This is a genomic window from Roseateles sp., from assembly GCF_036404855.1.
Classification (GTDB): Bacteria; Pseudomonadota; Gammaproteobacteria; order Burkholderiales; family Burkholderiaceae_C; genus Pelomonas.
Map to the genome: position 1 here is coordinate 15,753 of NZ_DASWYS010000183.1, position 25,288 is coordinate 41,040.

General features: G+C 68.4%; 30 protein-coding genes. 15 read left to right on the forward strand and 15 right to left on the reverse strand.

Annotated elements, in window-relative coordinates; all coding sequences use genetic code 11:
* Positions 1–16 precede the first annotated feature (16 nt).
* Complete coding sequence (locus VGF12_RS12155) at positions 17–1,366, forward strand: (Fe-S)-binding protein (protein ID WP_331176300.1); 1,350 nt, start codon at positions 17–19, stop codon at positions 1,364–1,366.
* 75 nt (positions 1,367–1,441) lie between these two features.
* Positions 1,442–2,017 (forward strand): DUF3501 family protein, encoded by a 576-nt coding sequence (locus tag VGF12_RS12160; protein WP_331176301.1) that lies wholly within the window; start codon positions 1,442–1,444, stop codon positions 2,015–2,017.
* On the opposite strand, the gene VGF12_RS12165 is transcribed toward VGF12_RS12160, so the two are convergent.
* The 7 genes from VGF12_RS12165 to VGF12_RS12195 form a co-directional block, all read right to left on the reverse strand.
* The gene (locus VGF12_RS12165; RefSeq protein ID WP_331176302.1) at positions 2,014–2,637 is read right to left on the reverse strand and encodes a YitT family protein; all 624 of its coding nucleotides are present in this window, start codon (positions 2,635–2,637) and stop codon (positions 2,014–2,016) included. The two genes, VGF12_RS12160 and VGF12_RS12165, sit on opposite strands and share 4 nt — an antisense overlap.
* Complete coding sequence (locus VGF12_RS12170) at positions 2,634–2,852, reverse strand: DUF2788 domain-containing protein (protein WP_331176303.1); 219 nt, start codon at positions 2,850–2,852, stop codon at positions 2,634–2,636. The genes VGF12_RS12165 and VGF12_RS12170 overlap by 4 nt, the downstream gene beginning before the upstream one ends.
* Before the next feature lie 87 nt (positions 2,853–2,939).
* On the reverse strand, positions 2,940–3,734 hold the full coding sequence (locus VGF12_RS12175) for a DUF2189 domain-containing protein (RefSeq protein ID WP_331176304.1): 795 nt from the start codon (positions 3,732–3,734) through the stop codon (positions 2,940–2,942).
* 48 nt (positions 3,735–3,782) lie between these two features.
* Positions 3,783–4,838 (reverse strand): tRNA 2-selenouridine(34) synthase MnmH, encoded by a 1,056-nt coding sequence (gene mnmH, locus VGF12_RS12180; RefSeq protein WP_331176305.1) that lies wholly within the window; start codon positions 4,836–4,838, stop codon positions 3,783–3,785.
* Complete coding sequence (locus tag VGF12_RS12185) at positions 4,835–7,423, reverse strand: [protein-PII] uridylyltransferase (protein ID WP_331176306.1); 2,589 nt, start codon at positions 7,421–7,423, stop codon at positions 4,835–4,837. Before VGF12_RS12185 ends, mnmH begins: the two co-directional genes overlap by 4 nt.
* Positions 7,424–7,427: 4 nt before the next feature.
* Positions 7,428–8,249 (reverse strand): type I methionyl aminopeptidase, encoded by an 822-nt coding sequence (gene map, locus VGF12_RS12190; RefSeq protein ID WP_331176307.1) that lies wholly within the window; start codon positions 8,247–8,249, stop codon positions 7,428–7,430.
* 13 nt (positions 8,250–8,262) lie between these two features.
* Positions 8,263–9,087, reverse strand: coding sequence for an undecaprenyl-diphosphate phosphatase (locus VGF12_RS12195; protein ID WP_331176308.1), 825 nt, complete (start codon positions 9,085–9,087; stop codon positions 8,263–8,265).
* Between the two features lie 106 nt (positions 9,088–9,193).
* On the opposite strand from VGF12_RS12195, the gene VGF12_RS12200 reads away from it, so the two are divergent.
* From VGF12_RS12200 to VGF12_RS12210, 3 genes are all read left to right on the forward strand, one after another.
* Entirely contained in the window at positions 9,194–9,835 is a 642-nt protein-coding gene (locus VGF12_RS12200; RefSeq protein ID WP_331176309.1) for a TetR/AcrR family transcriptional regulator, read from the forward strand.
* A gap of 46 nt (positions 9,836–9,881) precedes the next feature.
* Positions 9,882–10,535, forward strand: coding sequence for a protein-L-isoaspartate O-methyltransferase (locus VGF12_RS12205; RefSeq protein ID WP_331176310.1), 654 nt, complete (start codon positions 9,882–9,884; stop codon positions 10,533–10,535).
* 136 nt (positions 10,536–10,671) lie between these two features.
* Positions 10,672–12,018 (forward strand): TolC family outer membrane protein, encoded by a 1,347-nt coding sequence (locus tag VGF12_RS12210; protein WP_331176311.1) that lies wholly within the window; start codon positions 10,672–10,674, stop codon positions 12,016–12,018.
* 30 nt (positions 12,019–12,048) lie between these two features.
* Here VGF12_RS12210 and VGF12_RS12215 read toward each other — a convergent pair whose 3' ends face one another.
* Positions 12,049–12,552, reverse strand: coding sequence for an Lrp/AsnC family transcriptional regulator (locus VGF12_RS12215; protein ID WP_331176312.1), 504 nt, complete (start codon positions 12,550–12,552; stop codon positions 12,049–12,051).
* Between the two features lie 108 nt (positions 12,553–12,660).
* Between VGF12_RS12215 and yedA the strand changes: the two genes are divergently transcribed.
* The gene (gene yedA, locus VGF12_RS12220; RefSeq protein ID WP_331176313.1) at positions 12,661–13,569 is read left to right on the forward strand and encodes a drug/metabolite exporter YedA; all 909 of its coding nucleotides are present in this window, start codon (positions 12,661–12,663) and stop codon (positions 13,567–13,569) included.
* On the opposite strand, the gene VGF12_RS12225 is transcribed toward yedA, so the two are convergent.
* Complete coding sequence (locus VGF12_RS12225) at positions 13,538–14,401, reverse strand: MBL fold metallo-hydrolase (RefSeq protein WP_331176314.1); 864 nt, start codon at positions 14,399–14,401, stop codon at positions 13,538–13,540. The two genes, yedA and VGF12_RS12225, sit on opposite strands and share 32 nt — an antisense overlap.
* Positions 14,402–14,458: 57 nt before the next feature.
* Here VGF12_RS12225 and VGF12_RS12230 point away from each other — a divergent pair, with 57 nt between their 5' ends.
* From VGF12_RS12230 to VGF12_RS12250, 5 genes are read left to right on the forward strand one after another with little or no spacing between them, the layout of a single operon-like run.
* Positions 14,459–14,782: a metalloregulator ArsR/SmtB family transcription factor gene (locus tag VGF12_RS12230; RefSeq protein ID WP_331176315.1), complete on the forward strand. Its 324-nt coding sequence runs from the start codon at positions 14,459–14,461 to the stop codon at positions 14,780–14,782.
* Positions 14,779–15,216 (forward strand): YeeE/YedE family protein, encoded by a 438-nt coding sequence (locus VGF12_RS12235; RefSeq protein ID WP_331176316.1) that lies wholly within the window; start codon positions 14,779–14,781, stop codon positions 15,214–15,216. The genes VGF12_RS12230 and VGF12_RS12235 overlap by 4 nt, the downstream gene beginning before the upstream one ends.
* Positions 15,217–15,218: 2 nt before the next feature.
* Positions 15,219–15,629: a DUF6691 family protein gene (locus tag VGF12_RS12240; RefSeq protein WP_331176317.1), complete on the forward strand. Its 411-nt coding sequence runs from the start codon at positions 15,219–15,221 to the stop codon at positions 15,627–15,629.
* Positions 15,630–15,656: 27 nt separating this feature from the next.
* Complete coding sequence (gene yaaA, locus VGF12_RS12245) at positions 15,657–16,436, forward strand: peroxide stress protein YaaA (protein WP_331176318.1); 780 nt, start codon at positions 15,657–15,659, stop codon at positions 16,434–16,436.
* 11 nt (positions 16,437–16,447) lie between these two features.
* Complete coding sequence (locus VGF12_RS12250; protein WP_331176319.1) at positions 16,448–17,290, forward strand: 2OG-Fe(II) oxygenase; 843 nt, start codon at positions 16,448–16,450, stop codon at positions 17,288–17,290.
* Here VGF12_RS12250 and VGF12_RS12255 read toward each other — a convergent pair whose 3' ends face one another.
* Complete coding sequence (locus tag VGF12_RS12255; protein ID WP_331176320.1) at positions 17,291–18,253, reverse strand: DUF3667 domain-containing protein; 963 nt, start codon at positions 18,251–18,253, stop codon at positions 17,291–17,293.
* Positions 18,250–18,813, reverse strand: coding sequence for a LuxR C-terminal-related transcriptional regulator (locus tag VGF12_RS12260; protein ID WP_414710077.1), 564 nt, complete (start codon positions 18,811–18,813; stop codon positions 18,250–18,252). Before VGF12_RS12260 ends, VGF12_RS12255 begins: the two co-directional genes overlap by 4 nt.
* Before the next feature lie 146 nt (positions 18,814–18,959).
* Between VGF12_RS12260 and VGF12_RS12265 the strand changes: the two genes are divergently transcribed.
* From VGF12_RS12265 to VGF12_RS12275, 3 genes are all read left to right on the forward strand, one after another.
* Positions 18,960–19,547 (forward strand): hypothetical protein, encoded by a 588-nt coding sequence (locus tag VGF12_RS12265; protein ID WP_331176322.1) that lies wholly within the window; start codon positions 18,960–18,962, stop codon positions 19,545–19,547.
* A gap of 73 nt (positions 19,548–19,620) precedes the next feature.
* The gene (locus VGF12_RS12270; protein WP_331176323.1) at positions 19,621–20,328 is read left to right on the forward strand and encodes a CoA transferase subunit A; all 708 of its coding nucleotides are present in this window, start codon (positions 19,621–19,623) and stop codon (positions 20,326–20,328) included.
* Between the two features lie 3 nt (positions 20,329–20,331).
* Positions 20,332–20,970, forward strand: coding sequence for a 3-oxoacid CoA-transferase subunit B (locus tag VGF12_RS12275; protein ID WP_331176324.1), 639 nt, complete (start codon positions 20,332–20,334; stop codon positions 20,968–20,970).
* Positions 20,971–21,124: 154 nt separating this feature from the next.
* Here the strand turns inward: VGF12_RS12275 and VGF12_RS12280 are convergent, their stop codons facing one another.
* Together VGF12_RS12280 and VGF12_RS12285 are read right to left on the reverse strand one after the other, a co-directional pair.
* The gene (locus VGF12_RS12280; protein WP_331176325.1) at positions 21,125–21,643 is read right to left on the reverse strand and encodes a FlgO family outer membrane protein; all 519 of its coding nucleotides are present in this window, start codon (positions 21,641–21,643) and stop codon (positions 21,125–21,127) included.
* Complete coding sequence (locus VGF12_RS12285; RefSeq protein WP_331176326.1) at positions 21,640–22,353, reverse strand: hypothetical protein; 714 nt, start codon at positions 22,351–22,353, stop codon at positions 21,640–21,642. The genes VGF12_RS12280 and VGF12_RS12285 overlap by 4 nt, the downstream gene beginning before the upstream one ends.
* Before the next feature lie 118 nt (positions 22,354–22,471).
* Between VGF12_RS12285 and VGF12_RS12290 the strand changes: the two genes are divergently transcribed.
* Positions 22,472–24,232, forward strand: a complete 1,761-nt coding sequence (locus VGF12_RS12290) for a gamma-glutamyltransferase family protein (protein ID WP_331176327.1) — start codon at positions 22,472–22,474, stop codon at positions 24,230–24,232.
* A gap of 85 nt (positions 24,233–24,317) precedes the next feature.
* Here the strand turns inward: VGF12_RS12290 and VGF12_RS12295 are convergent, their stop codons facing one another.
* Both VGF12_RS12295 and VGF12_RS12300 read right to left on the reverse strand, forming a co-directional pair.
* A complete protein-coding gene (locus VGF12_RS12295; protein WP_331176328.1) occupies positions 24,318–24,809 on the reverse strand; it encodes a disulfide bond formation protein B in 492 nt (163 codons plus the stop codon).
* Positions 24,809–25,273: a RidA family protein gene (locus tag VGF12_RS12300; protein WP_331176329.1), complete on the reverse strand. Its 465-nt coding sequence runs from the start codon at positions 25,271–25,273 to the stop codon at positions 24,809–24,811. The genes VGF12_RS12295 and VGF12_RS12300 overlap by 1 nt, the downstream gene beginning before the upstream one ends.
* Positions 25,274–25,288 lie beyond the last annotated feature (15 nt).

Genomic DNA, 25,288 nt, shown 5'->3' on the forward strand with positions numbered 1-25,288 from the left:
ATAGGTGGGAGCGAGGATGAGCAGCAGAGAAGGCAATCTCGAAGCCCCGACGCGGCACGCGCTCGACTGGAAGAGCCCCGAGTTCAACGACGAGGCGGCCTGCCTCCAGGAGATGGAGCGCATCTTCGACATCTGCCACGGCTGCCGCCGCTGCGTCAGCCTGTGCCAGAGCTTCCCGACGCTGTTCGACCTCGTCGACGACGGCAAGACGGGCGAGCTGGACGGCGTGGACCCGCGGGAGTTCTGGAAGGTCGTCGACCAGTGCTATCTGTGTGACCTCTGCTACATGACCAAGTGTCCCTACGTGCCGCCGCATGCGTGGAACCTGGACTTTCCACACACCATGCTGCGCGCCAAGGCGATCAAGTTCCGCAAGGGCGGCGTGGGCGCTGGCGAGAAGTTCCTCGCTTCTACCGATGTGCATGGTCAGTTCGCCGGCATTCCCGTCGTCGTGCAGGCCGTCAACGCCGTGAACCGCACCAAGGTTGCGCGCAAGCTGCTGGACAAGCAGCTGGGCGTCCATCCGCAGGCCTGGTTGCCGGAGCTGGCGTCCAAGCGCTTTCGCTGGAGTGCGCCTAAGACGCCGGTCCAGGTGGTCACCAACGGCGAGCGCACGCCGGGCAAGGTCGCAATCTTCTCGACCTGCTACGTCAACTACAACGAGCCAGGCATCGGATTTGACCTGCTCAAGGTCTTGGACCACAACGCCATTCCCTATGTCATCGTCGAGAAGGAAGCCTGCTGCGGCATGCCCAAGCTGGAGCTCGGTGACCTGGCGACCGTGGAGAAGCACAAGACGGCCAACATTGCCGTTCTGGCGCCCTATGCCAGGGATGGCTTCGCCATCCTCTCCGCCATCCCGAGCTGCACGCTGATGTTCAAGCAGGAGCTGCCGCTGATGTTTCCGGACGAGCAGGCCGTGCAGCAGGTTCAGGAAGCGATGTGGGACCCTTTCGAGTACCTGGTCGCCCGGCACAAGGACGGCCTGCTGAAGACGGACTTCAAGCAGGCGCTGGGCAAGGTCAGCTATCACATCCCCTGCCACGGCCGCGTGCAGAAGATCGGCCGCAAGACCGAGGAGATGTTCAAGCTCATGGGCCAGAGCGTGGAGGTCAAGCTCAATACCGTCGAGCGCTGTTCAGGCCACGCCGGTACCTATGGCGTGAAGACACCCACCCACCCGGTCGCGATGAAGATCGGCAAGCCCGTCTTTAAGGCGATGGCCAAGGACGAGCCGGACTTCATCGCCAGCGACTGCGCGCTCGCCGGCCACCACATCGCCCAAGGCATGGCGCAAGCCGGCACGCCGGCCAAGGCCCTGGCCCACCCGCTGACCCTCATGCGTACCGCCTACGGACTCAAATGACCGCCTTGACACTCGCTGGGCTCAGCGCTCCCGAGGGCGCGCGGCCATCGCAGCGGGCGGCCGGGCGCCTCAACCATGATCACCATCGACAGCCTCATGACGCTGGAGGCCTATGCGAAGTTCCGCAAGGCCGAAAAACCGGCGATCGTCGCGCACCGCCGCCTGCGCAGCGTGCGTCTCGGCGAGCACCTGAACCTGCAGTTCGAGGACGAGCGCAGCATCCGCTACCAGATCCAGGAGATGCTGCGGATCGAGAAGATCTTCGAGGCGGATGGCATCCAGGGTGAGATCGATGCCTATGCACCGCTGGTGCCCGATGGCGGCAACTGGAAGGCGACGCTGCTCATCGAGTACCCCGATCCCAACGAGCGGCGGCGGGAGCTCTCAAGGCTCATCGGCGTGGAAGACAGGCTGTTCGTCGAGGTGGAGGGGCAGCAGCGTGTCTATGCCATCGCCGACGAGGACCTCGACCGCGAGAACAGCGAGAAGACTTCGGCCGTGCACTTCGTGCGCTTCGAGCTGACGCCGGCGATGCGCCAGGCGGTCAAGGCAGGCGCTGGCGTCAAGCTGGGCTGCGACCACACCCACTATCCGGCCCATGTGCAGATCGTGCCGGAGACGCTGGCTAGCCTGGCGTCGGACCTGGCTTAGGTCGCCACGTAGCGGCCGGGCCGGTGGTTGATGGCGAGGGCGGCGTTGATGGCGGCCATGCCCAGCAGTGACAGGCCGATGCGGTCCAGCGGCACCAAGGGCAGGGCGGCGAGCAGGATGGCCGCGTCCAGGCCGGCCTGCACATAGCCAGCGCGCCAGCCGCGCGTCTCCTGCAGCCACAGCACCAGCACGTTGAGTCCACCGAGGGAGGCGCGGTGGCGGAACAGGATGATCAGGCCCGCGCCCACGAGAAGGCCGCCGCCGATGGCGCCGAACCAGGGGTTGAGCTGGCTGATGCTCAGCCAGCCCGGCAGCGCCTCGGCCAACCCCGCCAGCAGGGCGACGGACAGCAGGCTCTTGATCGTGAAGGCCGGCCCCATACGGCGCCAGGCCAGCGCGTAGAACGGCAGGTTGATGGCGAAGAACAGCAGGCCGAACGGCCAGCCCAGCGCGTAGTGCAGCACGAAGGCCAGTCCCACCGTGCCTCCGCTGAGCATGCCGACCTGCTTGAACAAGGCCACGCCGAGCGCGGCGAACAGCGTGCCGGTGAGCAGGGCCTGGGCGTCCTCGAAGTGGCTGTGCCGCAGCGTCCGGCTCAGCGGCGTCGCAGCGGGCTTCATCCGACGGCGCCCGACAGGAAGAACTTGATGACGCCCTTGGCCGCGAAGCCCACCAGGCCGAAGCCCAGGCCCAGCAGCAGCACGAAGGTGCCGAAGCGGCCGGCCTTGGACTCGCGCGCCAACTGCAGGATGATGAACACCATGTACAGCATGAAGGCCGAGACCCCGAAGGTCAGGCCGAACTGGGCGATCTCAGCTTCGGTGTAGCCCCACATGGTCAGGACCGCCCGGCCGCCCGAAGGCGTTGACGTGTTCCCTGGGCGGGGAACGGACGGGGCGGGCACGAGGGGCGACGGCGCATGTCAATCCGGCCTGCGGGTGACGAGGTCGCGGTAGGCGTGCCAGCTGGCATGGCCCAGCCACGGCACGATGAGCACCAGGCCCAGCAGCGCGGTGGCCATGCCGACCAGGGTCAGCGCAATGATGAGCGCGGCCCAGAGTGCGATGGGCGCAGGATGTTCCAGCACGACCCGCCAGCTCGTGAACACGGCGCCCAGCACGCCGAGCTTGCCCGGTGGCATGTCCACCAGCGCGGGAATGGCCACGACGGTGGATGCGAAGACTGGTGCGGCCAGCACCGCCCCCAGCATCAGCCAGGTCTCGAAAAGATGGGAGTCGTCGTTCAGCACCACCTTGAGCAGGAAGTCGCGGGGGCTCTGGATCGGGTCGGCGGCGAAGCCGGTGACGAAGGCAGCGGAGCACAGGACCCAGCCCGTGCCGGCGAAGGCGAGCAGCACGCCGAAGACGATGAGCCGGCCGTCGCGCGGTCGCCAGGCGTCGCGCACCGTGTGCCAGCCGGGCCGGCCGCCGCGCTGCAGCTCGCGGCTGATGGCGTACAGCCCGGTGGCCAGGATGGGCGCGACGATCAGGAAACCGCTGAACGCTCCCGCCAGCAGCCAGAAACGGTCATGTGCCAGCGCGAACAGCAGTGCACCGAACACGGCCATCGCCAGGCCATGACCCAGCGAGGCCAGAGGCGCCTGCCACAGGTCTTGCCAGCCGCGCGCCAGCCAGCCCAGGGGGCGCAGCACGGGAATGGGACGGACGCCGAAGGCCCGGGATTCCCTCAGGGCCTGTTCGCTGTAGCGGTTGGGCATGACGGCACGGAGTGTGCCGTGTCCGGGCGGTGCCGGCCTTGATACGCCTCAAGCCGTGGCAAGCAAATGTCGGGCGGCGGTGCTCAGCGTGGCGGGTCGGGCGTCTGCCAGGGCAAGCGGGGACACGTCGGCCACGGCCGGAAAATGCCGGCGCAGCGACGCCGCATAGCCGGGGTCGTAGTGCTCGCGCATCAGTGCGGCGAAGACGCCCGGCCAGTCTCCCGCGCGGGCCTGCGCCTGCCACCCGGCCACGCGGGCGCGGCCTCGCAGCTCGATGAGGTCGTCCAATGCCTGGCAGAAGGCTTCAGGATCCCTGGTGAAGTGGGCGTAATCCTGCAGCAGCAGCTCCACACGGGCGGCCTCGGGGAGGTCGATCCACACCGGTCGGCCCTGGCCGTGCAGCGCCGCCAGCAGGGCGGCAGGCAGGGCGATGCGGCCGATCTTTCGGCTCTCGCTCTCGACAAAGACCGGTCGCGTCGGGTCCAACTGGCGCAGCAGGGCCCACAGGGCCGTGTCGAACCCCTTCTGCGTCGGCTGGGGACGATCTGGCAGGCCGCCCAGCACGGATCCGCGGTGGGCGGCCAGGCCTTCGAGGTCCAGCACCTGGGCGCCTTCGGCGGCCAGTGCCTGCAGCAGCCGCGTCTTGCCGCAGCCGGTGAGTCCGCACAGCACGCGGTAGCGGAAGTTCACGGGCCAGGCCTCGAGGTCGTCGCGCACCTGGGCGCGGTAGGCCTTGTAGCCCCCCACCAACTGGCGCGATCGAAACCCGATCTGGCCGAGGAACCAGTGCAGCGACAGCGAGCGCTGCCCGCCGCGCCAGCAGTAAACCAGAGGCCGCCAGGTCTTGGGCTTGCCGCCGGTGCGCTCGTCCAGCAGCCGGGCGACGTTGCGCGCCACCAGCGTGGCGCCCAGCCGGCGGGCTTCGAGCGGGTCCTGCTTGTAGAGCGTGCCGACGATGCGGCGTTCCTCGTCGTCCAGCACGGGCCAGTTCTCGGCGCCGGGCAGGTGGTCCTCGGCGAACTCGCCCGGCGAGCGCACGTCGAGGATGGCGTCGAAGCGGTCCAGTTCGGCGATGGCGTCGCCGATGGCGATGGTGTAGCTCATGCCGGCAGGGATACCGCGTCCAGCAGCTCGCTCTCGATCTGCAGCTGGGCCTTGTTCTGTTGCAGTGCCGGGCCGTCGAGCAAGAAGGTGTCCTCCACGCGTTCTCCCAGCGTGGAGATCTTGGCCAGCTGCAGGTTGATGCCGTGGCGGGCCAGCACCCGCGCGATGGCGTAGAGCAGGCCGGCGCGGTCGCTGGTCGAGATGGTCAGCAGCCAGGCGGTGGCCCGCTCGTCGGGGCGCAGCGAGATGCGCGGCGAGTAGGGGAAGCTCTTGACGCGGCGTGACAGCCGGCCGCGCCGCGGCTCGGGCAGCGGGCCTTCGGCCTGCAGCGCGACGGCGAGCTTCTGCTCCACGAGGGGCACGAGGTCGCGGTGATGCACGTCGGCTTCGGGGCGAATGACCTGAAAGGTGTCCAGCGCGTAGCCGTTGCGCGTCGTGTGCACCTTGGCGTCGAGGATGCTGAAGCCGGCGCCGTCGAAGTAGCCGCAGATGCGGGCGAACAGGTCGGGCTGGTCTGGCGCGTAGACCAGCACCTGCAGGCCCTCGCCGATCGGCGAGGGGCGGGCGCGCACGACGGGCACCTGCGTGTCCACGTGGCGCCACAGCGAGCGCGCATGCCAGGCCAGTTCGGCGCCGTCGTGCCGCGCGAAATAGCTGACGGCCAGGCGGTTCCACAGCGGCTCCTCAGTGCCGGGCAGTTGGGAATGCAGGGCCAGGTCTTGCCGGGCCTCCTGCTTGCGGGCCTCGATCTCGGCGTCAAGGTTGATCCTCGCGCCGCCCAGCGCGCGCAGCGTGATGCGGTACAGGTCCTCGAGCAGCTTGCCCTTCCAGGCGTTCCAGACCTTGGGGCTGGTGCCGCGGATGTCGGCCACGGTGAGCAGGTACAGGGCCGTGAGCCGCCGCGCGTTGCCCACTTTGGCGGCGAATGCGGCGATGACCTCGGGGTCCGACAGGTCCTCCTTCTGTGCGACGCGCGACATCGTCAGGTGATGTTCGACCAGGAAGACGCACATGGCCGTGTCGGCGGCGTCGAGGCCGTGCTGGCGGCAAAAGCGCCTGACCTCGATGGCGCCGAGTTCGGAGTGGTCGCCTCCGCGACCCTTGGCCACGTCATGAAAGAGGGCGGCGATGTAGAGGACTTCCGGCGTGTCGAACTGCGCGGCCAGCTGCGAGCAGAACGGGTACTCGTGGACATGCTCGGGGATGAAGAAGCGCCTCACGTTGCGCAGCACCATGAGGATGTGCTGGTCCACGGTGTAGACGTGGAAGAGGTCGTGCTGCATCTGCCCGACGATGGACCGGAACACCCACAGGTAGCGCCCCAGCACCGAGGTCTGGTTCATGAGCCGGAAGGCGTGCGTCTGGCCTTCGGGCTGGCGCAGCATGGCCATGAAGGTGGCGCGGTTGACCGGGTCGCGGCGCCAGGCAGCGTCCATCAGGCCCCGGGCGTTGTAGAGCGCCCGCAGCGTGCGCGCCGAGAAGCCCTTGATGCCGGGCGTCTGCTGGTACACGAGGAAGGTGCGCAGGATGGCGTGCGGGTCGCGCTGGTAGAGGTCGTCGCTGGCGACCTCCAGCATGCGGCCGCGGTCCAGGAACTCCGGGTGCCCCTCGATGGGGCGCAACTGGTCTTGCTGAGAGCCGTTGATCTGCTCCTCCAGGTTCAGCAGCAGGATCTGGTGCAACTGCGTGACGGCCTTGGCCGCCCAGTAGTAGCGCCGCATCAGCACCTCGGAGGCGCGCTGGGCACCCGTGCCCTCGAACCCGAAACTCTGCGCGACGGCCGTCTGCAGGTCGAAGACCAGGCGGTCCTCGCGCCGGCCCGCCACCGCGTGCAGACGGGCGCGGATGAGCTTGAGCTGGCCCTCGTTGCGCTGCAGCTGGCGACTCTCGAAGGCGGTGATGAGGCCGCGCGCGCTGAGGGCCTTCCAGGTCTTGCCCAGGCCGGCCGCGCGGGCCAGCCAGATCAGCATCTGAAGGTCGCGCAGGCCGCCGGGGCTCTCCTTGCAGTTGGGCTCCAGCGCATAGGGCGTGTCGTCGAACTTGGTGTGGCGCTGCAGGCTCTCCAGCGTCTTGGCGCGGAAGAAGGCCTTGGGATCCATGGCCTGCATGAAGCGCTTGGACATCAGGCGGAACAGCCTCACCTCGCCGGCCAGCGGGCGGGCTTCGAGCAGCGCGGTCTGGATGGTGACGTCGCTCTGCGATTCGCTCAGGCATTCACCCAGCGTGCGCACCGACGAGCCGATCTCCAGGCCGACGTCCCAGCAGGCTGTGATGAAGCCCTCGATCGCGGTCTTGGCCGGGCCGGGCTGATAGGCCTCGACGCCATCCGGCAGCAACACGAGGACGTCGACGTCGGAATGCGGGAACAGCTCGCCGCGGCCGTAGCCGCCGACGGCGGCGAGGCAGGCGCCTTCAGGCATGCCGGCGGCGTTCCAGAGCGTGCGCAGCGTGTCATCGACGTGACGGGCCAGACGGCGCAGCAGGCTCTGGGCGCCGGCCTGCGTCGGCCGGGCAGCCAGGAAGTTGTCGATCAGCGTCTGCTTGCCCGCCTTGAACTGCTGGCGGAGCTCGGCGAGCGTCGCCACGGCCTCAGGCGGTCGCCGCGGCGGCCTGCGTGATGAAGGCCGGCGGCGGCGGGCTGCCGGCCGACAGCGTCATGATCTCGTAGCCGGTGTCGGTGACGAGCAGCGTGTGCTCCCACTGGGCGGACAGCGAGCGGTCCTTGGTGACGATGGTCCAGCCGTCGCCCATTTCCTTGATCTCGCGGCGGCCGGCGTTGATCATGGGCTCGATGGTGAACATCATGCCGGGCACCAGTTCGTCCAGCGTCCCCGGGCGGCCGTAGTGCAGGACCTGCGGCTCCTCGTGGAACACCCGGCCGATGCCATGGCCGCAGAACTCCCGCACGATGGAGAAGCCGGCGTTCTCGGCGAAGGTCTGGATGGCGTGGCCGATGTCCCCGAGGCGCGCGCCCGGCTTGACCTTGGCGATGCCCTTCCACATGGCCTCGTAGGTGAAGGCGCACAGCCGCTTGGCGGCGATGGAGCCCTCGCCGACGACGAACATGCGGCTGGTGTCTCCGTGCCAGCCGTCCTTGATCACGGTGACGTCGATGTTGACGATGTCGCCGTTCTTCAGCGGCTTGTCGTTGGGGATGCCATGGCAGACCTGGGCATTCACCGACGTGCAGATGGACTTGGGGTAGGGGATGTAGCCCGGCGGACAGTAGTTCAGCGGCGCTGGGATGCCCTGCTGGACGTTGACGATGTGGTCGTGGGCGAGCTTGTCCAGCTCGTTGGTCGTGACACCCGGCTTGACATGGGGCGTGAGCATGTCCAGGACTTCGGACGCCAGGCGCCCGGCGATGCGCATGCCCGCGACGTCGGCAGCGGTCTTGATCGTGATGGCCATGGGCCGAATTATCTCAGTCCGCCCAGATGACCGTACCCGTGGCCCAGGTAGCCAGCACGATGATGCCGAAGGCGATGCGGTACCAGGCGAACGGCACGAAGGTGTGGCTGGACACGTAGCGCAGCAGCCAGCGCACGCAGGCCCAGGCCGCCAGGAAGCTGACGATGAAGCCGACGGAGAACATCGGCAGATCGGCCATCGACAGTGCGTGGCGCTCCTTCCACAGGCTGTAGGTACCGGCCGAGATCAGCGTCGGGATCGCAAGGAAGAAGGAGAAGTCGGTCGCGGCCTTGCGCGACAGGCCCAGCAGCATGCCGCCGATGATGGTGGCACCCGAGCGGCTGGTGCCGGGAATCATGCCCAAGCACTGCACGAGGCCGACCTTGAGCGCATCCAGCGCCGACATGTCGTCCACGCTCTGCACGCGGGCCATCGGCTGGGCGCGTTTCTCGGCCCACAGAATGATGAGCGCGCCGACGATGAAGGCACCGGCCACGACAGGCGCGTTGAAGAGATGGGCCTTGATCAGCTTGTAGACCGTCAGGCCGACAATGCCGGCCGGGATGAAGCCGATGACGACGTTGCCGACGAAGCGGCGTTGCTTGGCGCTGCTGGCCAGGCCGCCCAGCGCCTCGCGGATGCGCGCCCAGTACACGATGAGGACGGCCATGATGGCGCCGCTCTGGATGGCGATGTCGAAGACCTTGGATTTGGCGTCGGTCATGCCAAGAAGGCTGCCCGTCAGGATCAGGTGGCCCGTGGACGACACCGGCAGGAACTCGGTCAGTCCCTCGACGATGCCCATGACGGCGGCTTTGATCAGCAGGATGACATCCACGTAACAGCTCCGGGGCGACAAAGCCGCGCAGTGTAGCCAGGGGTTCTTGCCGGCGAATGGTGGCGCGGGCTACATTATTGACTCTTCGGTCATTAACTTCCTCCTCTTGGCCACAGCCCCCGTCCGCCAACGCCGCAAGGACGCCCGTCCGCAGGAGCTCCTCGACGCCGCGCTGGCGCTTTTCGTGGAGAAGGGCTTCGCCGCCACGCGCAGCGAAGAGGTGGCCGCGCGTGCCGGGGTGGCCAAGGGCACGCTCTACCGCTACTACCCGAGCAAGGACGAGCTGTTCAAGGCCGTGGTGCGCGACAACCTGTCCGTGCACATCACCGAGTCGGCGGCCCACGCCGCCCAGCACCAAGGCCCCATCGCCGACCTGATGCGCCAGATGATGCAGGCCTGGTGGGCCAAGGTGGGCCATGGCAATGCCGGCGTCGTCTGCAAGATCATGATGATCGAGGCGCGCAACTTCCCCGAGCTGGCTCGCTTCTACGTCGACGAGGTCATCCGGCCCTCGCAGAGCCTGGTTGGCGGCCTCATTGAGCGTGGCATCCGCAGCGGCGAGTTCCGCGACGTGCCGGTCGTGGCGACGGTGCACATGCTGATCGCGCCCATGCTGCACCTGCTGCTGCATGAGCACTCGTTCGGCGAGCATGACAGCTGCTGCGACACCATGAGTGCCGAGGCGCTGCTGGACGCCCAGATCGCGCTGTTGCTGCACGGTCTGCTGGCCCGCCCGTCGGGCCCCTAGAATTTTGCCTTTCAGTCCCCCGCCGTACCGTGCTCCGGAGAACAAGATGAATCTCGAACAAGTCCGCTTCAACATGATCGAGCAGCAGATCCGCCCCTGGGATGTGCTCGACCCCAGCGTGCTGGAGCTGCTGCACGTCGTGCATCGCGAGGACTTCGTGCCCGCGGCCCACCGGGCCCAGGCCTTCGTGGACACCGAGCTGCCGCTGACCGCCACCCGCCGCATGCTGGCGCCCAAGGTCGAGGCACGCTTGCTGCAGGAACTCAAGGTGCAGCGCCACGAGAAGGTGCTGGAAATCGGCGCGGCCACGGGTCACCTGGCAGCCCTGCTGGGCCACAAGGCCCAGCGCGTCATCGCGCTGGAAGCCGACGCCGGCCTGGCCGCCCAGGCCCAGGCCAACCTGAAGCGCGCCGGCGTGCTGAACGCGACCGTGCTCAACCAGGACGGCGCCGCCGGGCTGGCGGAGGAAGAGCCCTTCGACGCCATCCTGATGTCGGGCTCGGTCGCCGCGGTGCCGGCGGTCCTGCTGAACCAGCTCAAGGTGGGCGGCCGTCTGGCAGCCATCATCGGTGCGGAGCCGGTCATGCGCGCCGTGCTGGTCACGCGCACCGGCGCGAGCGACTTCCGCACCGTGGAGCTGTTCGACACGGTGGCCGGCCGCCTGCCCGGCTTCGCAGAAGCCCCCGCCTTCAGCTTCTAGATCGATGCAGTTCGTCGCCATAAAACGCCGCTTGCCCCCCTTTGGGCGCAGGTCGTCACATGGCTTTAGTCACCCGCGGGCTTTGCATCTATAACCCCGGCCGCTGCCTAATTCACTGCTCCAGCCAAGGAATCCCATGCCCCTCGTCCAAGCACCTCGCCTGATCCTGCAACCGCTGGCCATCGCGGCCGGCTTCCTGCTCGCTGGCGCGGCCCAGGCACAGAGCCTGCAAGAGCTCTACGACGCGGCACGGGGCTATGACGCGACCTTCCTGGCCACGCGCGCCAGCGCCGACGCGGCCGCGGCCCGCGCCGCGCAGGCCGAGGCGCTGCTGCGCCCGACGTTGGGCCTGCAGGCCAGCGGCACCTACGGTCGCACGGACCCGGCGACGGGGGCGTCGTGGAACACCCGCACGCTGCAGGCTGGGCTGTCGGGCAAGTATTCGGTCTACAACGCCAGCAACGTCCCGACCATCGACAAGGCCCGCCGTGCATACGCCCTGGCCCAGTCGGACCTGGAAGCGGCCGAGCAGGATCTGATCGTGCGCCTCGCCACCGCCTACTTTGATGTGCTGGCCGCCAAGGATGCGCTGACGACCTCGCGGGCCAACAAGGCCGCCATCTCCGAGCAATTGGCCTCGGCCAAGCGCAACTTCGAGGTCGGCACCGCCACCATCACCGACACCCGTGAAGCCCAGGCCCGTTACGACCTCGCCGTGGCCCAGGAGCTGGCTGCCGACAACGACCTGCGCGTCAAGCGCGTGACGCTGGACCAGTTCGTCGGCCGAGTTGGCGTGGAGCCCAAGAGCCTGGCGGTGCCGGTGGCGCTGCCGGCCCTGCCCAGCGACAACGTCGACACCTGGGTCGCCACGGCCGACGACCAGCATCCGGGCGTGCGCAAGGCGCGCCTGGGCCTGGAGATGGCGCAGCTCGACACGCAGATCGCCCGTGCCGGCGAGAAGCCGACGCTGGACGCCAGCGCCACGCTGGGTGGCACCAATACCCACACCAGTCCCGCCATCGTTGCCGCGCAGCAGGGCAGTGCGGGCACCGGCAAGAACGCCAGCGTCGGCCTGACGCTGACCTATCCCCTGTACACCGGCGGCCTGACGCAGAACCGCATCAAGGAAACCCTGGTGCTGGAGGAGAAGGCCCGCAACGACCTCGACTTTGCCCGTCGCAGCGTCGCCGAAGCCACGCGCCGCGCCTTCTTTGGCGTGCAGTCACAAAAGGCCCAGGTCAGCGCCTACGAGGCGGCCGAGTCGTCCACGAAGCTGGCCCTGGAGGCCACGCAACTGGGCTACAAGGTCGGCGTGCGTGTGAACCTGGACGTGCTGAACGCCCAGACCCAGCTGTTCTCGACCCAGCGCGATCTGGCCAAGGCGCGCTATGACGTCGTCGTCAACAGCCTCAAGTTGCGCCAGGCTTCGGGCCAACTGCGCGCGGAGGACCTCAGCGCGGTCAACACGCTGCTGGTCAAGTAAGCGCAGGCACGCTGCCCTGCGTGGCGCGGGTCAGACCTCGTGGGAGAGGGGCCTTTTCCGGGCCAGCGGCGCGGCCGGCTCCGGCGCGACGGTGGGCAGCGGCTTGAGCGGGGCGTGCTCGCGCAGCGCGCGCAGGATGATGGCCGTGGCTGTCGGGGCGTGATGGCAGAAGCGCGACAGCACCGCCTTCAGGTGGGCCACGTCGCGCACGGCGATCTCCAGGATCCAGCTGTCCTCGCCGGTCACGTCATAGGCCGTCAGGACCTCCGGGCTGGTGTCCAGCGCGCGCAGCATCTGCGACTCATCCATGGCTTCGATGCGGATGACGGCGCGGATCGCATAGCCCAGCTTGGCACCATCGACGAGGGCCCGGTAACCGACGATGACACCGCTGTCTTCGAGTTTGCGCACGCGCTCCGTCACGGCCGGCTGGCTCAAGTGCACGCGCCGGCCCAGTTCGGCCATCGTCAGTCGCGCATCGGCCTGCAATTCGGCCAGGATGCGATGGTCATGCTGATCCAGATCAAGGGCCATGAAACTCTCGTCAACGTGAAGAAAAATTCTTGAATATCAAGGCAACAGGGCGCTTCAACCTTCAAGTGGCCCTGTTGCGATGTGTACGGAGTTTCTACGATGCCGGCGATGAACACAACGAGCGTGCCGGTGAAATCTTCTGCGGGCCTGGGGCCGAAGCTGATGCTGTGCCTGGCCGCGACGTGGCTGGTCTGGGGCTCGACCTACCTGGCGATCAAGGTCGCGCTCGTCAGCCTGCCGCCCTTCTTCCAGATGGGCAGCCGTTTCCTGGTTGCTGGTGGACTGCTGGCCGGCTGGATGCGCTGGCAGGGCGTGCCCTGGCCCGGCGGCAGGCAGTGGCGGAACGCCGTCATCATCGGCGGGCTGATGCTGGGCGGGGGCATGGGCGGCACCGCGACGGCCGAGCAAACGGTGGGTTCGGGACTGGTGGTCGCGTTCATCGCGGTGATGCCGCTGATGATCGCCGGCCTCAACCTGCTGTGGGGTGAGCGGCCGACGCGGCTGGAATCCCTGGGCATCGCTTGCGGCCTGGTCGGCGTGCTGCTGCTCACGCAGGGACAGGGTTTCGGGGCGTCGCCGGCGGGGCTGCTGGCCATCAGCGTGGCCTGCGCGAGCTGGGCCGTGGGCAGCGTGCTGTCCCAGCGCAGCCTGCCGCTGGCCCCCGGCGCCATGGGTTTCGCCAGCGAGATGCTGGCCGGTGGCGTGGTGCTGATGGGCCTGAGCCTGCTGGGGGGCGAGACGCTGCCCGAGCGCATCGAGCCGCAGGCACTGTGGGCCTGGGCCTATCTCGTCGTGTTCGGCTCGCTCGTGGCCTTCAACGCCTACATGGTGTTGCTGGCCGAAGCCTCGGCGGGGCTGGCGTCGAGCTATTCCTTCGTGAACCCCGTCATCGCGATGCTGCTGGGCGTCACGCTGGCGGGCGAGCAAATCAGCGGCCACGAATGGCTGGCTGCGGGCGTCGTGCTGGTGGGCGTGGTGCTGCTGCTTACCGGGCGGGGGCGCTCGGCAGCGCGTTGATGGGGATGCGCAGGTAGCTGACGCCATTGTCCTCGGCCGGGGGCATCTGGCCGGCGCGGATGTTGACCTGCAGTGCCGGCAGGATCAGCGCCGGCGCGCCGAGCGTGGCGTCGCGGGCGCGGCGCATGCTGACGAAGGCGGCTTCGGTCACGCCGTCGTGCACATGGATGTTGGCGGCGCGCTGCTCGGCGACGGTCGTCTGCCAGCGCGCCTCGCGGCCGTTCGGGTAGTCGTGGCAGACGAAGAGCCGGGTTTCGGGAGGCAGGGCGAGCAGGCGCTGCATGGAGCGATAGAGCTGGCCGGCGTCGCCGCCGGGAAAGTCGGCGCGTGCGCTGCCCAGGTCGGGCATGAACAGGGTGTCGCCGACGAAGACGGCATCCTCGATGCAGTAGGCCAGGTCGGCCGGCGTGTGGCCGGGCACCAGCAGTGCCGTCAGCTCGAGGCTGCCGATGTGCAGGGTTTCGCCGTCGTGCAGCAGGCGGTCGAAGCCGTCCTGCGCGACGGGTTGGTTGTAGAAGCGGCCGAACGTGGCCTGCACCGCACGGATGCGTTCGCCAATGGCGATTAGGCCGCCCGCCTGCTGCTTGAGGTAGGGCGCCGCGGACAGGTGGTCGGCATGGGCGTGCGTCTCCAGGATCCACTGCAGGTGCAGGTCGTGCGCGCGCAGGTGGGCGAGCAGGGCGTCGGCAGAGTGCGTCGATGTGCGGCCGGCTGCGGCGTTGTAGTCCAGCACCGGGTCGATCACGGCGGCCTGGCGCGTCGCAGGATCGTGCACGACGTAGCTGACCGTCCCGGTGGCGGGGTCGTGGAAGGCTTGGATGGCGACGCTCATGCGGGTGTCCGTGGTGGGGCTGGGTGCGATCATTATATTTAAACATATAATGAGTGCATGCCCCGACCTACCGAGCTGGATCCCGAGCTGCTGCGTGCGGCCGCCGGAGAGGCCGTGGTCGCGCTGAAGGCGCTCGGCAACCCGGAGCGGCTGCTGCTGCTGTGCCAGATGTCGCAGCGCGAGAGCAGCGTCGGCGAGCTGGAGGAGGCCTTGGGCATCTTCCAGCCGACGTTGTCCCAGCAGCTCGGTGTGCTGCGTCGCGAAGGCATGGTCGAGACACGGCGCGAGGGCAAGAAGGTCTTCTATCGCGTCGCCGACGAGCGACTGCTGGCACTGCTGCGCACCCTCTACACCCTTTACTGCCCCAAGGAGGCAACATGACCCTGGACTGGACGGCCTTCACGCCGGCAAGCGCACTGGCCGGTGGCCTCGTGATCGGTGGTGCGGCGGCGCTGCTGGTGCTGCTGGGCGGACGCATCGCCGGCATCAGCGGCATCCTCGGTGGCCTGCTGCGTCGCGTGCCGGGCGAGCGCAGCTGGCGATGGGCCTTTCTGGCCGGCCTGTTCGCCGCCCCCTGGATCTATGCCCTCGTTGCAGAGCCGCTGCGGCCGCGGATCGACGCCAGTTGGGGCCTGCTGCTGGTCGCCGGCCTGCTGGTGGGAGTCGGCACGCGCTATGGCGCCGGCTGCACCAGCGGACATGGGGTGTGCGGCCTGTCGAGGCTGTCCCGGCGCTCGGCCGTGGCGACGGCCGCGTTCATGGCTGCCGGTTTTGCGACGGTGTTCGTCGCGCGTCACCTCTTGGGAGGAGTGTGACCATGGGAACCTTCGTTGGCGCCCTGGCGGGTCTGATTTTTGGCCTCGGGCTGATCATCTCGGGCATGGTGGAGCCCGCCAAGGTGCAGGGCTTTCTCGATCTGGCAGGCGCCTGGGATCCCTCGCTCGGCTTCGTGATGGCGGGCGCCATCGCCGTGGGTCTGCCGGCTTTCGCGCTGGCCGCGCGGCGGCGTGAGTCCCTGATCGGCCTGCAGATGCAGCTTCCGGTGTCGACGCTGGTGGACCGCCGCCTCGTGGGCGGCAGCCTGTTGTTCGGCATCGGCTGGGGGCTCGCGGGCCTGTGCCCCGGACCGGCCCTGGTGGTGGCCGGCAGCGGCGACCCCAAGGCGCTGGTCTTCGTCGCGGCCATGGTGGCCGGAATGGCCTTGTTCGAATGGCTGGAGCGGCGCTGAGGTCAACAGGCCTCAAAATCCGCGCCCATGCTGTTTCTGCTCTCGCCCGCCAAGTCCCTCGACTACGACACCCCGACCCCGCCCGAACTCGCACCCGCGCTGACCCGGCCGCAATTCCTCGATGACACCGCCTCGCTGATCGACATTCTTCGTGACAAGAGCGTGGCCGACGTGCGCGCGCTGATGGACCTGTCCGAACCGCTCGCCCAGCTCAACGTCGACCGTTACAAGGCCTGGCGACCGCGCTTCACGGACCAGAACAGCAAGCCGGCCGTGCTGGCCTTCAATGGCGACGTCTACGACGGCCTGGATGCGAAGACGTTGCGCGCCGACGACCTGGCCTGGGCCCAGCAGCATGTGCGCATGCTGTCGGGCCTGTACGGCCTGCTGCGCCCGCTGGACCGCATGCAGGCCTACCGCCTCGAGATGGGCACCCGGCTGGCCAATCCGCAGGGAGCGAGCCTGTACGACTACTGGGGCGACCGCCTGGCCTTGCACCTCAACAAGCTCGCCAAGGTGCAGAAGGCGCCCGTCATCGTCAACCTCGCGTCGCAGGAGTACTTCCGGGCGGCCGACCGCAAGGCCCTGAAGCCGCGCGTCGTGGACTGCCAGTTCGAGGATTGGAAGAACGGCGAGTACAAGATCATCAGCTTCTTTGCCAAGCGTGCCCGCGGACTGATGGCGCGCTACGCCATCCAGCAACGACTGGAGACGCCCGAAGGGCTCCAGGACTTCAACCTGGACGGTTATCGTCTGGCCTCCGAGGTGTCCACCCCCGAACGACTCGTTTTCCGTCGCAAGTCATGAGCCAACCAGTCATGAGCCAACAAGTCATCACCCCCGAGCTGTGCACCTGGATCACGGAGCAGAGCAGCGCCGGGCATGCATCCGAGAGCATCCTGTCGGCCATGCTGGGCAGTGGCTGGGATGAGTCCATTGCTCGCCAGGCGCTGGCGCGCACGCTGGGTCAGTCAGCCACGCTGACGCCGCCTCCCGGTGCGACGCCGGGGCTGCCCGAGCCCGAGCTGAGCCGCTTCGCGCCCGTCATCGACGCCGGTGACCGGCATGTCAAGGTGTTGATGGCCTTGCGTCAGCCGCGCGTCGTCGTCTTCGGCGACCTGCTGTCCGACGAGGAGTGCGACGGCATCATGGGCCTGGCCGCCAAGCGCCTGGCACGCTCGGAAACCGTGGCCACCGGCAGTGATGGCAGCGAGGTGAATGCCGCACGCACCAGCGACGGCATGTTCTTCGAGCGCTGCGAGACCGAGCTGATCCGCAAGGTCGAGGCCCGCATCGCGACGCTGCTGCGCTGGCCACTGGACCATGGCGAAGGCCTGCAGGTGCTGCGCTACCGCCCGGGTGCCGAATACCAGCCGCACTACGACTACTTCGACCCCGGCCACGTCAGCACGCCCAACATCCTCAAGCGGGGCGGCCAGCGCGTGGCGACGCTGGTTATCTACCTGAACACGCCCGCCGCGGGCGGCTCCACCATCTTCCCGGACATCGGCCTGGACGTTTCGCCCGTCAAGGGCAATGCCGTGTTCTTCAGCTACGACCGGCCGCACCCGGCCACGCAGACCCTGCATGGCGGCTCGCCCGTTGTCGAAGGCGAGAAATGGGTTGCCACCAAGTGGCTGCGCCAGGGCGTGTTCACCTGATCAGGCGGTCGCTGCAATCATCGCGGCCATGGCCAGCGCCACGCACGCCAGCAGGTTGAAATAGAGGGTGCTGAGCAGCAGGCCGCGCCAGATCGCGCCCCACCAGGAAAGGCCGTAGACGCGCCGCATCGCCACCAGGCCGTGCACGAACACGGCGAGCAGCACCGGCCCCTCCAGCCCCGTGGCCATCGCGAACAGCAGCGACAGGAACCACAGGCTGTGGCTGTGCAGTGAGAACACGAAATGCTCGGCGTAGCGCCGGCCGCTGCCGGCGAACGCCAGCAGCAGCAAGGCCGCGAAGATGGGTTGCATGGTCAGCATGGCGTAGGGCGCCAGGGCGCCGGCGCGACGCTTCCACTGCTCAAAGGTCATGGACTGGCCTTTGTTGAGGATGCCGAGCAGCCAGCGCTGGCCGCTGCCGCAGGTCTCGAGGCGGGTCGAGTCGCAATCGCCGATACGCGTGCGGCTCCGGGACTCGGCGCCATCGGCCGCGCTGGCCCCCCGGGCCATGGCTTCGGCCACCGCGGCCGCCTGCGCGGGCGTCATGTCGGGCTTGACCTTGACGCGCTGCGGTGCGCCCTGCTCTGGGGCCGACGCGGCGGCGGCCGGCCCCTCCTCGACGAGCGGCGTCGCGCCTTGCGGCAGGAGCGCCCAGCCGATGAAGAAGACGAAGCTCGCGCTCAGGTACACGCGCAGCGGCAGCACGTAGCGTCGGCGCGCACCGTGGAAGTAGGCGTTGGTCAGGTGGCCGGGCAGGGCGACCAGGGCCCAGAGCGTGCGGAACAAAGGCCCGTCAAAGGCGACGTAGTGGCCCACGTACTCCGTCACCATCTCGCGCACGGACGGTGGATGCAGGTCGGTTTCCTGGCCGCAATGGCCGCAGAAGACCGGCCGCGGGCTGGCCAGCGTGTAGTGGCAATTGCGGCAGTAGGGCAGCTCGGGGGCGCCGTGGGCGTGGCTCATGCGGACAGCAGTTTGTGGATCAGCTCGGGCGTGCTGCCCGCGGCGTACTTTTTCATCAGGCGGCCGCGGTAGATGTCCACCGTGCGCGGGCTCACCCCCAGCCGGCGGCCGATGAGCTTGCTGGTCTGGCCCTCCACAAGCAGGGCGGCGATCTCGCGCTCGCGCGGGGTCAGCTCGGCGGTGATCTGGCGGCGCGCCGACAGGTCCTCGAAGCTCCAGATGCCGCGGGCATGCGGGTCGCTCGGGTCGAGGGCCCGGCCGGTCACGTGGCACCAAAACAGCTCGCCTGTGCCCAGCCGGCGCATCACGCGGTCGTCCGCGTAGCGACCCTGGGCATCCAGGCTGGCGACGATGCGTGCTCCGGTGCGCTCGAACTCGGCGGCGCTCGGATACATGACCGCGAAGCTCTGGGCGACCAGTTGCTCCCGCGTGGCATCGAACATCTGCAGCACGCGCTCGTTGCAGTCCACGATCTGGCGATGCACCGACAGCACCAGGCCGATGGGGGCGAGCTGAAAGGCGCTGCGGTAGTCGAGGGAGGGAGGCACGGGTGGAGACATGGCCGGCGACTGCGGGCCGCGATGCTACCCGGCCAGGCCCCCCTTGTTCGAGGGGACGGACGACGGGCCATGGCTCCAATGGGCGATTTCGCGCGTCGCGTGGCGCCCTACCGTGCAGGCCCTCACCTCAAACAAGGAGTTCGATGATGGTCATTGGTTCTGTGGCGGCCCGCTCGGGCCGGTTCTTCCGAGCGATTCTGGGCGCCGGGCTGTTGGCAGCCGCCAGTGGTGCGGCCCAGGCGGGCGTCGGCCTGGTCTGGGACCTCAAGCAGTGGAGCTACACGCTCGCGCCCGATGAGACGCTGGAGCTGCACGCGACGATCTACAACGAGGCCTCGGCGACCGAGCACCTGCTGGGAAGCCGCTTCCTCGCTGCCTACGGCGAAGGCATTGAGTCCGTCTATGACTTCCTGATGCCGGCGCAGTCGCTGGCCGAGCAGTTCGCCGCGATGGATCTTGCGCCGGGACAGGGGATGGACTTCGTGTTCGGCCGGCTGGCGCCGATCGGCGGCCAGGCCGCGCTGGGCGGCTACTCGGGCGGCGGCTTCTCGCTGGCCTTCCTCGATGCGAACGGCGCCGAGGTGTCGTGGACGCCCGAACACAGCCTGCAGCTGAACGTCATCGCCGGCAGCCCCACGGAGCCCGGCCAGCTCCCGGAGCCGGGATCGATGGCCCTGGCGGCGGCCTGCCTGGGGGCGCTCGCATTGCAGCGCCGCCGAACCAAGGCTGAATAGGCGATTCTGCGTAATCGACGCCGGCGCCCCGGGGACGCTACGCTTCGTGTCCTACCCAAAAGCAGGAGACGGCATGAACAAGGTGTACCCCAGCGCCGACGAGGCGCTGCGCGGCGTCGTGAAGGATGGGCAGTTGCTCGCGGTCGGCGGCTTCGGCCTGTGCGGCATCCCCGAGGCGCTGATCGCGGCCCTGCGCGACAGCGGCGTCAAGGACCTGACGGTCATCTCCAACAATGCCGGCGTCGATGGCTTCGGCCTGGGCCAGCTGCTGGAGACGCGCCAGATCCGCAAGATGATTTCCAGCTACGTCGGCGAGAACAAGGAGTTCGAGCGCCAGTACCTCGCGGGCGAGCTGGAGCTGGAGTTCACGCCCCAGGGTACGCTGGCCGAGAAGCTGCGCGCCGGTGGCGCGGGCATCCCGGCCTTCTTCACCAAGACCGGGGTCGGCACCGTCGTGGCCGAGGGCAAGGAACTGCGCGAATTCGACGGCGAAACCTATGTCATGGAGCGGGCGCTGGTTCCCGCCGTGGCGTTGGTCAAGGCCTACAAAGCGGACAAGAGCGGCAATCTCGTGTTCCGCCGCACCGCGCGTAACTTCAATCCGGCCGCTGCGATGGCCGGCAAGCTGACGGTCGTCGAGGTCGAGCAGCTCGTCGAGACGGGCGACATCGATCCGGACGATGTCCACCTGCCGGGCATCTACGTGCACCGCATCGTCGTCAACGCCAACCCCGAGAAGCGCATCGAGAAGATGACTCTCAGCCCGAAGAAGGAGGCCTGAGCCATGCCCTGGACGCAAGACCAAATGGCCGCACGCGCGGCGCAAGAGCTGGAAGACGGCTTCTACGTCAACCTGGGCATCGGCATCCCCACGCTGGTGGCCAACCATGTGCCGGCCACGAAGGAAGTCTGGCTGCAGAGCGAGAACGGCATGCTGGGCATCGGCCCCTTCCCGACCGAGGACGAGGTCGATGCCGATCTCATCAACGCCGGCAAGCAGACCGTGACGACGCTGCCCGGCAGCAGCATCTTCGGCAGCCATGACAGCTTCTCGATGATCCGCGCCGGCAAGATCAATCTCAGCATCCTGGGCGCCATGCAGGTCAGCGGCAAGGGCGATCTGGCCAACTGGATGATCCCGGGCAAGATGGTCAAGGGCATGGGCGGCGCGATGGACCTCGTCGCCGGCGTCAAGCGCGTCATCGTGCTGATGGAACACGTGGCCAAGAAGAAGGACGGCACCGAGGATCTCAAGATCATCCCCAACTGCACCTTGCCGCTGACGGGGGTGGGCGTTGTCGACCGCATCATCACGGATCTGGGCGTCTTCGATGTGGTGCCCGAAGGCATCAAGGTCGTCGAGCTGGCCGAGGGCGTCACACGCGAATTTGCTCAGGGCAAGACCGGGGTTCCGCTGCTCTGAGGCGTTGCCTCATGTCCGGCCGCACAGCGGCAGGACATGAAGAAGCCCGCCGTTGGCCGGGCTCTTCTCCGGTGCGCCCCGCATGGGCCCAAGCGTGAGGCGCAAGTCCGCCGTGAGGTGATCGCGCCGACAGCCGGCGCTGTCGCCTCACGCGTTACCGCAGCAGGCCGCGGACGTTGCTGTCCATTGGCAGTGAATAGTCGTAGGCGGCCAGGATGATGTTGCCCTGGGCGCCCACCAGCTTGACGCTGAGGTAGAGCGTCTCACCCGAGTGGGTGTAGCTGCCGACGACCACGGCCTGGGCCTGCTGGCTCTGGCTCAGTTCGCTCAACTCCGTGGAGAGCATCATTGCGCCTTGCCCCTTCTTCATGAAGAGCTTGTCGCGCAGCTTCAGCTCCACCACCCGGTAGCCTCGCTGCGCAAGGCGACCGGTGACCTGTTCCGAAAAGAGGCGACCGAGCCGGGAAGACTCGCTGAGCTGGTCCATGTCCACGAAGGCGGCGACCAGCAGCGGCTTGTCCGTGGACAGCGCGGCGTCCTGCAGCAGCGCGTCCGTGGCTTTTTGGTTCAGTTCGATCAAGTCGGTGGTCTTGGGCCCAGGTGCAGGCGCCGTCGAGCAGCCTGCCAGGACGAGCAGGCCCGTCAGAAAGGCCAGGTGGCTTCGCTTGCTCATCGGTTGACCACTCCCCAGGTCTTCATGGATTTGTCGTCGATGTGGCGGTAAAGCGCGGCATCGGCGCGTTCGATGTAGTAGATGTCGGTGGTGCGCGCCAGATCGCGGCTGCCATCGTGCAGGACCGCCGCCACCAGCAGTTCGGTCCCCGTCGGGCCGCCGCCAGCCCGGCCCTGTCGGGCGATGCGCGAGGCGTCCGCGATGACGCCGGCGCCAATCAGGTTGGCGGTGAGCGTCTCGCCCGAAGCCGGTAGGTGCGACACCAGGTCGCGCAGCACGGCGATGCCGGCACCGAGGGCGGTGAAGCGCAAGGTCTCGTCAGGTCTGGGGACTGCGTGGCGCACCACCTGGGTGTCGATCGCCAGCTTGAGCGCGCCAGCATCGCCGCTGCACAGGACGCCTCGCTCGGTCAGCCGGCTCAGCAGCAGGGTGCGCAGGCCTTTGCCGAAGGTGCTGTCGTCCGCGCCGAACTCGAGGCTGACCGGCGTGCCGACGGGGATGTGTGGAGCCAGCCGCTCGGCCAAATCCGTCGCCAGGACGTCCCAGTGATGCAGCGAGCGCATTTTCTGCTGCGAGCTGGTCGGATAGTTGTCCGCCCGAGGCACGTCGACGTGCGTGCAGGCGCCGAGCGCCAGGACGCCCGCCAGCAGGCAGGCCCGGTGTGTCGCGGCGAGGAGGCGAGGGGACGTCATCGAGGGGTGCCGATCCATGTGCGAGGTCTTTCTTTCTTCACTGCTGGCCCATGACCACAGAAAGGGATGGCGACCGCCTGTGGGGATTCTTAAGTGCTGACGCAAGCGCAGGGGCCATCTGCCTAAGATGCCCGCCATGCGCCGTCTTCTTCTTCCGCTGCTGTTCGTCGGCCTGCTGGCACCGGCCCTCGCCCTCGACCAACCGGAGGCGGCGACCACCCGCACTGCCAAGCTGGCCAGCCTGACGACACCCGCCAAGCGCTTTGCGGTGACCGCGGCCAATCCGCTCGCCGCGCAGGCCGGCGCCCAGATCCTGAGGGCTGGCGGTTCGGCCATCGACGCTGCCATCACCGTGCAGACCGTGCTGGGCCTTGTCGAGCCGCAGTCCAGTGGCATCGCGGGTGGCGCCTTCATGCTGTACTGGGATGGCAGGCAGGTGCAGGCACTGGACGGCCGTGAAACCGCGCCCGCTGCCGCGACGCCGGCGCTGTTCCTGCGGCCCGACGGCCGGCCGCTGCCAATGCGTGAGGCCGTCCTCAGCGGGCTGGCCACCGGCACACCCGGCGTGCTGGCCATGCTGGCCGAAGGCCACCGGCTGCACGGCCGGCTGGCCTGGGCGCGGCTGTTCGAGCCGGCCATCGCGCTGGCCGAGGAGGGTTTCGCGATCAGCCCGCGCCTGTTCGAGCTGGCCTCGGCCGAGCCCGCGCTGCGCAGCGATGCGCAGGCATCGACCTATTTCTTTGACGCGACCGGCGCTGCCAGGCCAGTCGGTACGGTGCTGAAAAACCCGGCCTATGCCGCCGTGCTGCGCGGCATCGCGAAGCACGGTCCCAAAGCCTTCTACGAGGGCGCCGTGGCCGAGGACATCGTGCGTCGCGTCAAGGCCCATCCCCGCCCCGGGCTGCTGACCGTCGCCGACCTTGCCGGCTACAAGCCGGTGCAGCGCCCGCCGCTGTGCAACGACTGGCGCGGTTATCGTGTCTGCGGCTTCGGTCCGCCGACGTCGGGGCATCTCACGCTGATGCAGATTCTGGGCCTCCTGGACACCCAGCCCGCTGCCCGTGCGGCGCGGGGGCTCACGACCGACTGGCTGCATGGCTACGCAGAGTCCGCCAAGCTGGCTTTCGCCGACCGTGCGCAGTACATCGGAGATCCGGCCTTCGTTGCGGCACCGGGGGGGGACTGGTTGAACCTGCTGGACAGCGCCTACCTGCGGCAGCGCGGCGAGCTCATCGGCGCCCGGGCCATGGGCGTCGCCATTGCCGGCCAGCCGGCACGCATCCGGCAGGCCCTGGCACCGCAGGCCGAGCAGCTCGAGTCCGGCACCAGCCACGTCAGCATCGTTGACGACCAGGGCCACGCGGTGGCCATGACGACCAGCGTCGAGTCCGCCTTCGGCAACCGGGTCATGAGTGACGGCGGCACCGGGCTGGCCGGCGGCTTCATGTTGAACAACCAGTTGACGGACTTCTCGCTGAACCCGACGGGTGCCGACGGCAGGCCCGTGGCCAACCGTGTCGAGGCGGGCAAGCGCCCGCGTTCCAGCATGGCGCCGACGCTGGTGTTCGGCCGCGACGGCAAGCTGCTCATGGTGGCCGGCTCGCCGGGCGGGCCGGTCATCATTCACTACGTCGCCAAGGTGCTGACAGGCGCTCTGGCCTGGGGCCTGCCGGTGCAGCAGGCCGTGGACCTGCCGAACTTCGGCCACTTCAACGGAGGCTCCCTCATCGTCGAGCGAGGCGCTCTGACGGCTGCGCAGCTGGCCGACCTGCGCGGCCGCGGTCACAACGTCGTCGAGACCGAACTGACCAGCGGCCTGCAGGTGCTGATGCGGGTGGAGGGCGGCTGGATCGGCGGCGCCGACCCGCGCCGCGAAGGCATCGTCCTGGGCGAGTGAACCAGGACGGGCGCCCGCCGCGAGATCGGACCGCGGCGCTTCGGTCGGGGTCGGACAGGCCGCAGGCCATGTCCTCGGTCCGACCTCAGCGCTTGCGCAGCACGACGAGACCCAGGGCCGCGAGGCCGGCGAACAGCAGTCCGCTCCAGACCTCGTAGGGCAGGCCGAGCAGCCGGTAGGCCGCGGCCTCGGCGCAGTTGGCCGTGACCATAAAGACCGACGGCCAGAGTTCCTCGAGGTTCAGCGCCGTGAGGATCTTGTCCGCCAGGCCCATGGCACAGCTGGCCGTCTGCGAGGCCACCTCGTGCTGGAAGACGGCAGCCGTAAGGCCTGCGGCGCAGGCCAGCAGTACCGCGACGAGCGCCGCCTGGCGCAGCGTGCGCTGTGCCTGCACCAGCCAGCCCAGCAGCGAGAACGTGCCAATCAGCAGGAAGATGCCGCGCTGCAGCACGCACCAGGGGCAGGGCTTGACGCCGAACTGGTGCTGGGCGACGAGGGCCACGCCGACGGCGGCGAAGCTCGCCACGGCCATGCCGGCCAGCGCGCGGCCGGGCAACTTGGAAGGGCGCGAGAACATCAGTCTTGGAGTTCCGCGATCAGCTCGATCTCGACGCAGGCGCCCATCGGGATCTGCGCCACGCCGAAGGCGCTGCGTGCATGCTTGCCCGCATCGCCCAGCACGGTAGCCAGAAGCTCGGAGGCGCCGTTGGTGACGAGGTGCTGCTCCGTGAAGTCTGGCGTGCTGTTCACGAGGCTCATGACTTTGACGATGCGAACTTTGCCGAGGTCACCGGTGGCGGCCTGCAGCGTGCCGAGCAGGTCGATGGCCACGGCGCGCGCGGCGGCCTGTCCGGTGGCCGTGTCGACGTCCTTGCCCAGTTGTCCGACCCAGGGCTTGCCGTCCTTTTTGGCGATGTGGCCCGACAGGAAAAGCAGATTGCCCGAGCGGACGAAGGGCAGGTAGGCCGCGGCAGGCACGGCGACGGGAGGCAAGGTGATGCCGAGTTCGGCGAGCTTGGCTTGGATGGCGGAAGAGCTCATGGGGAAAAGCGCGCT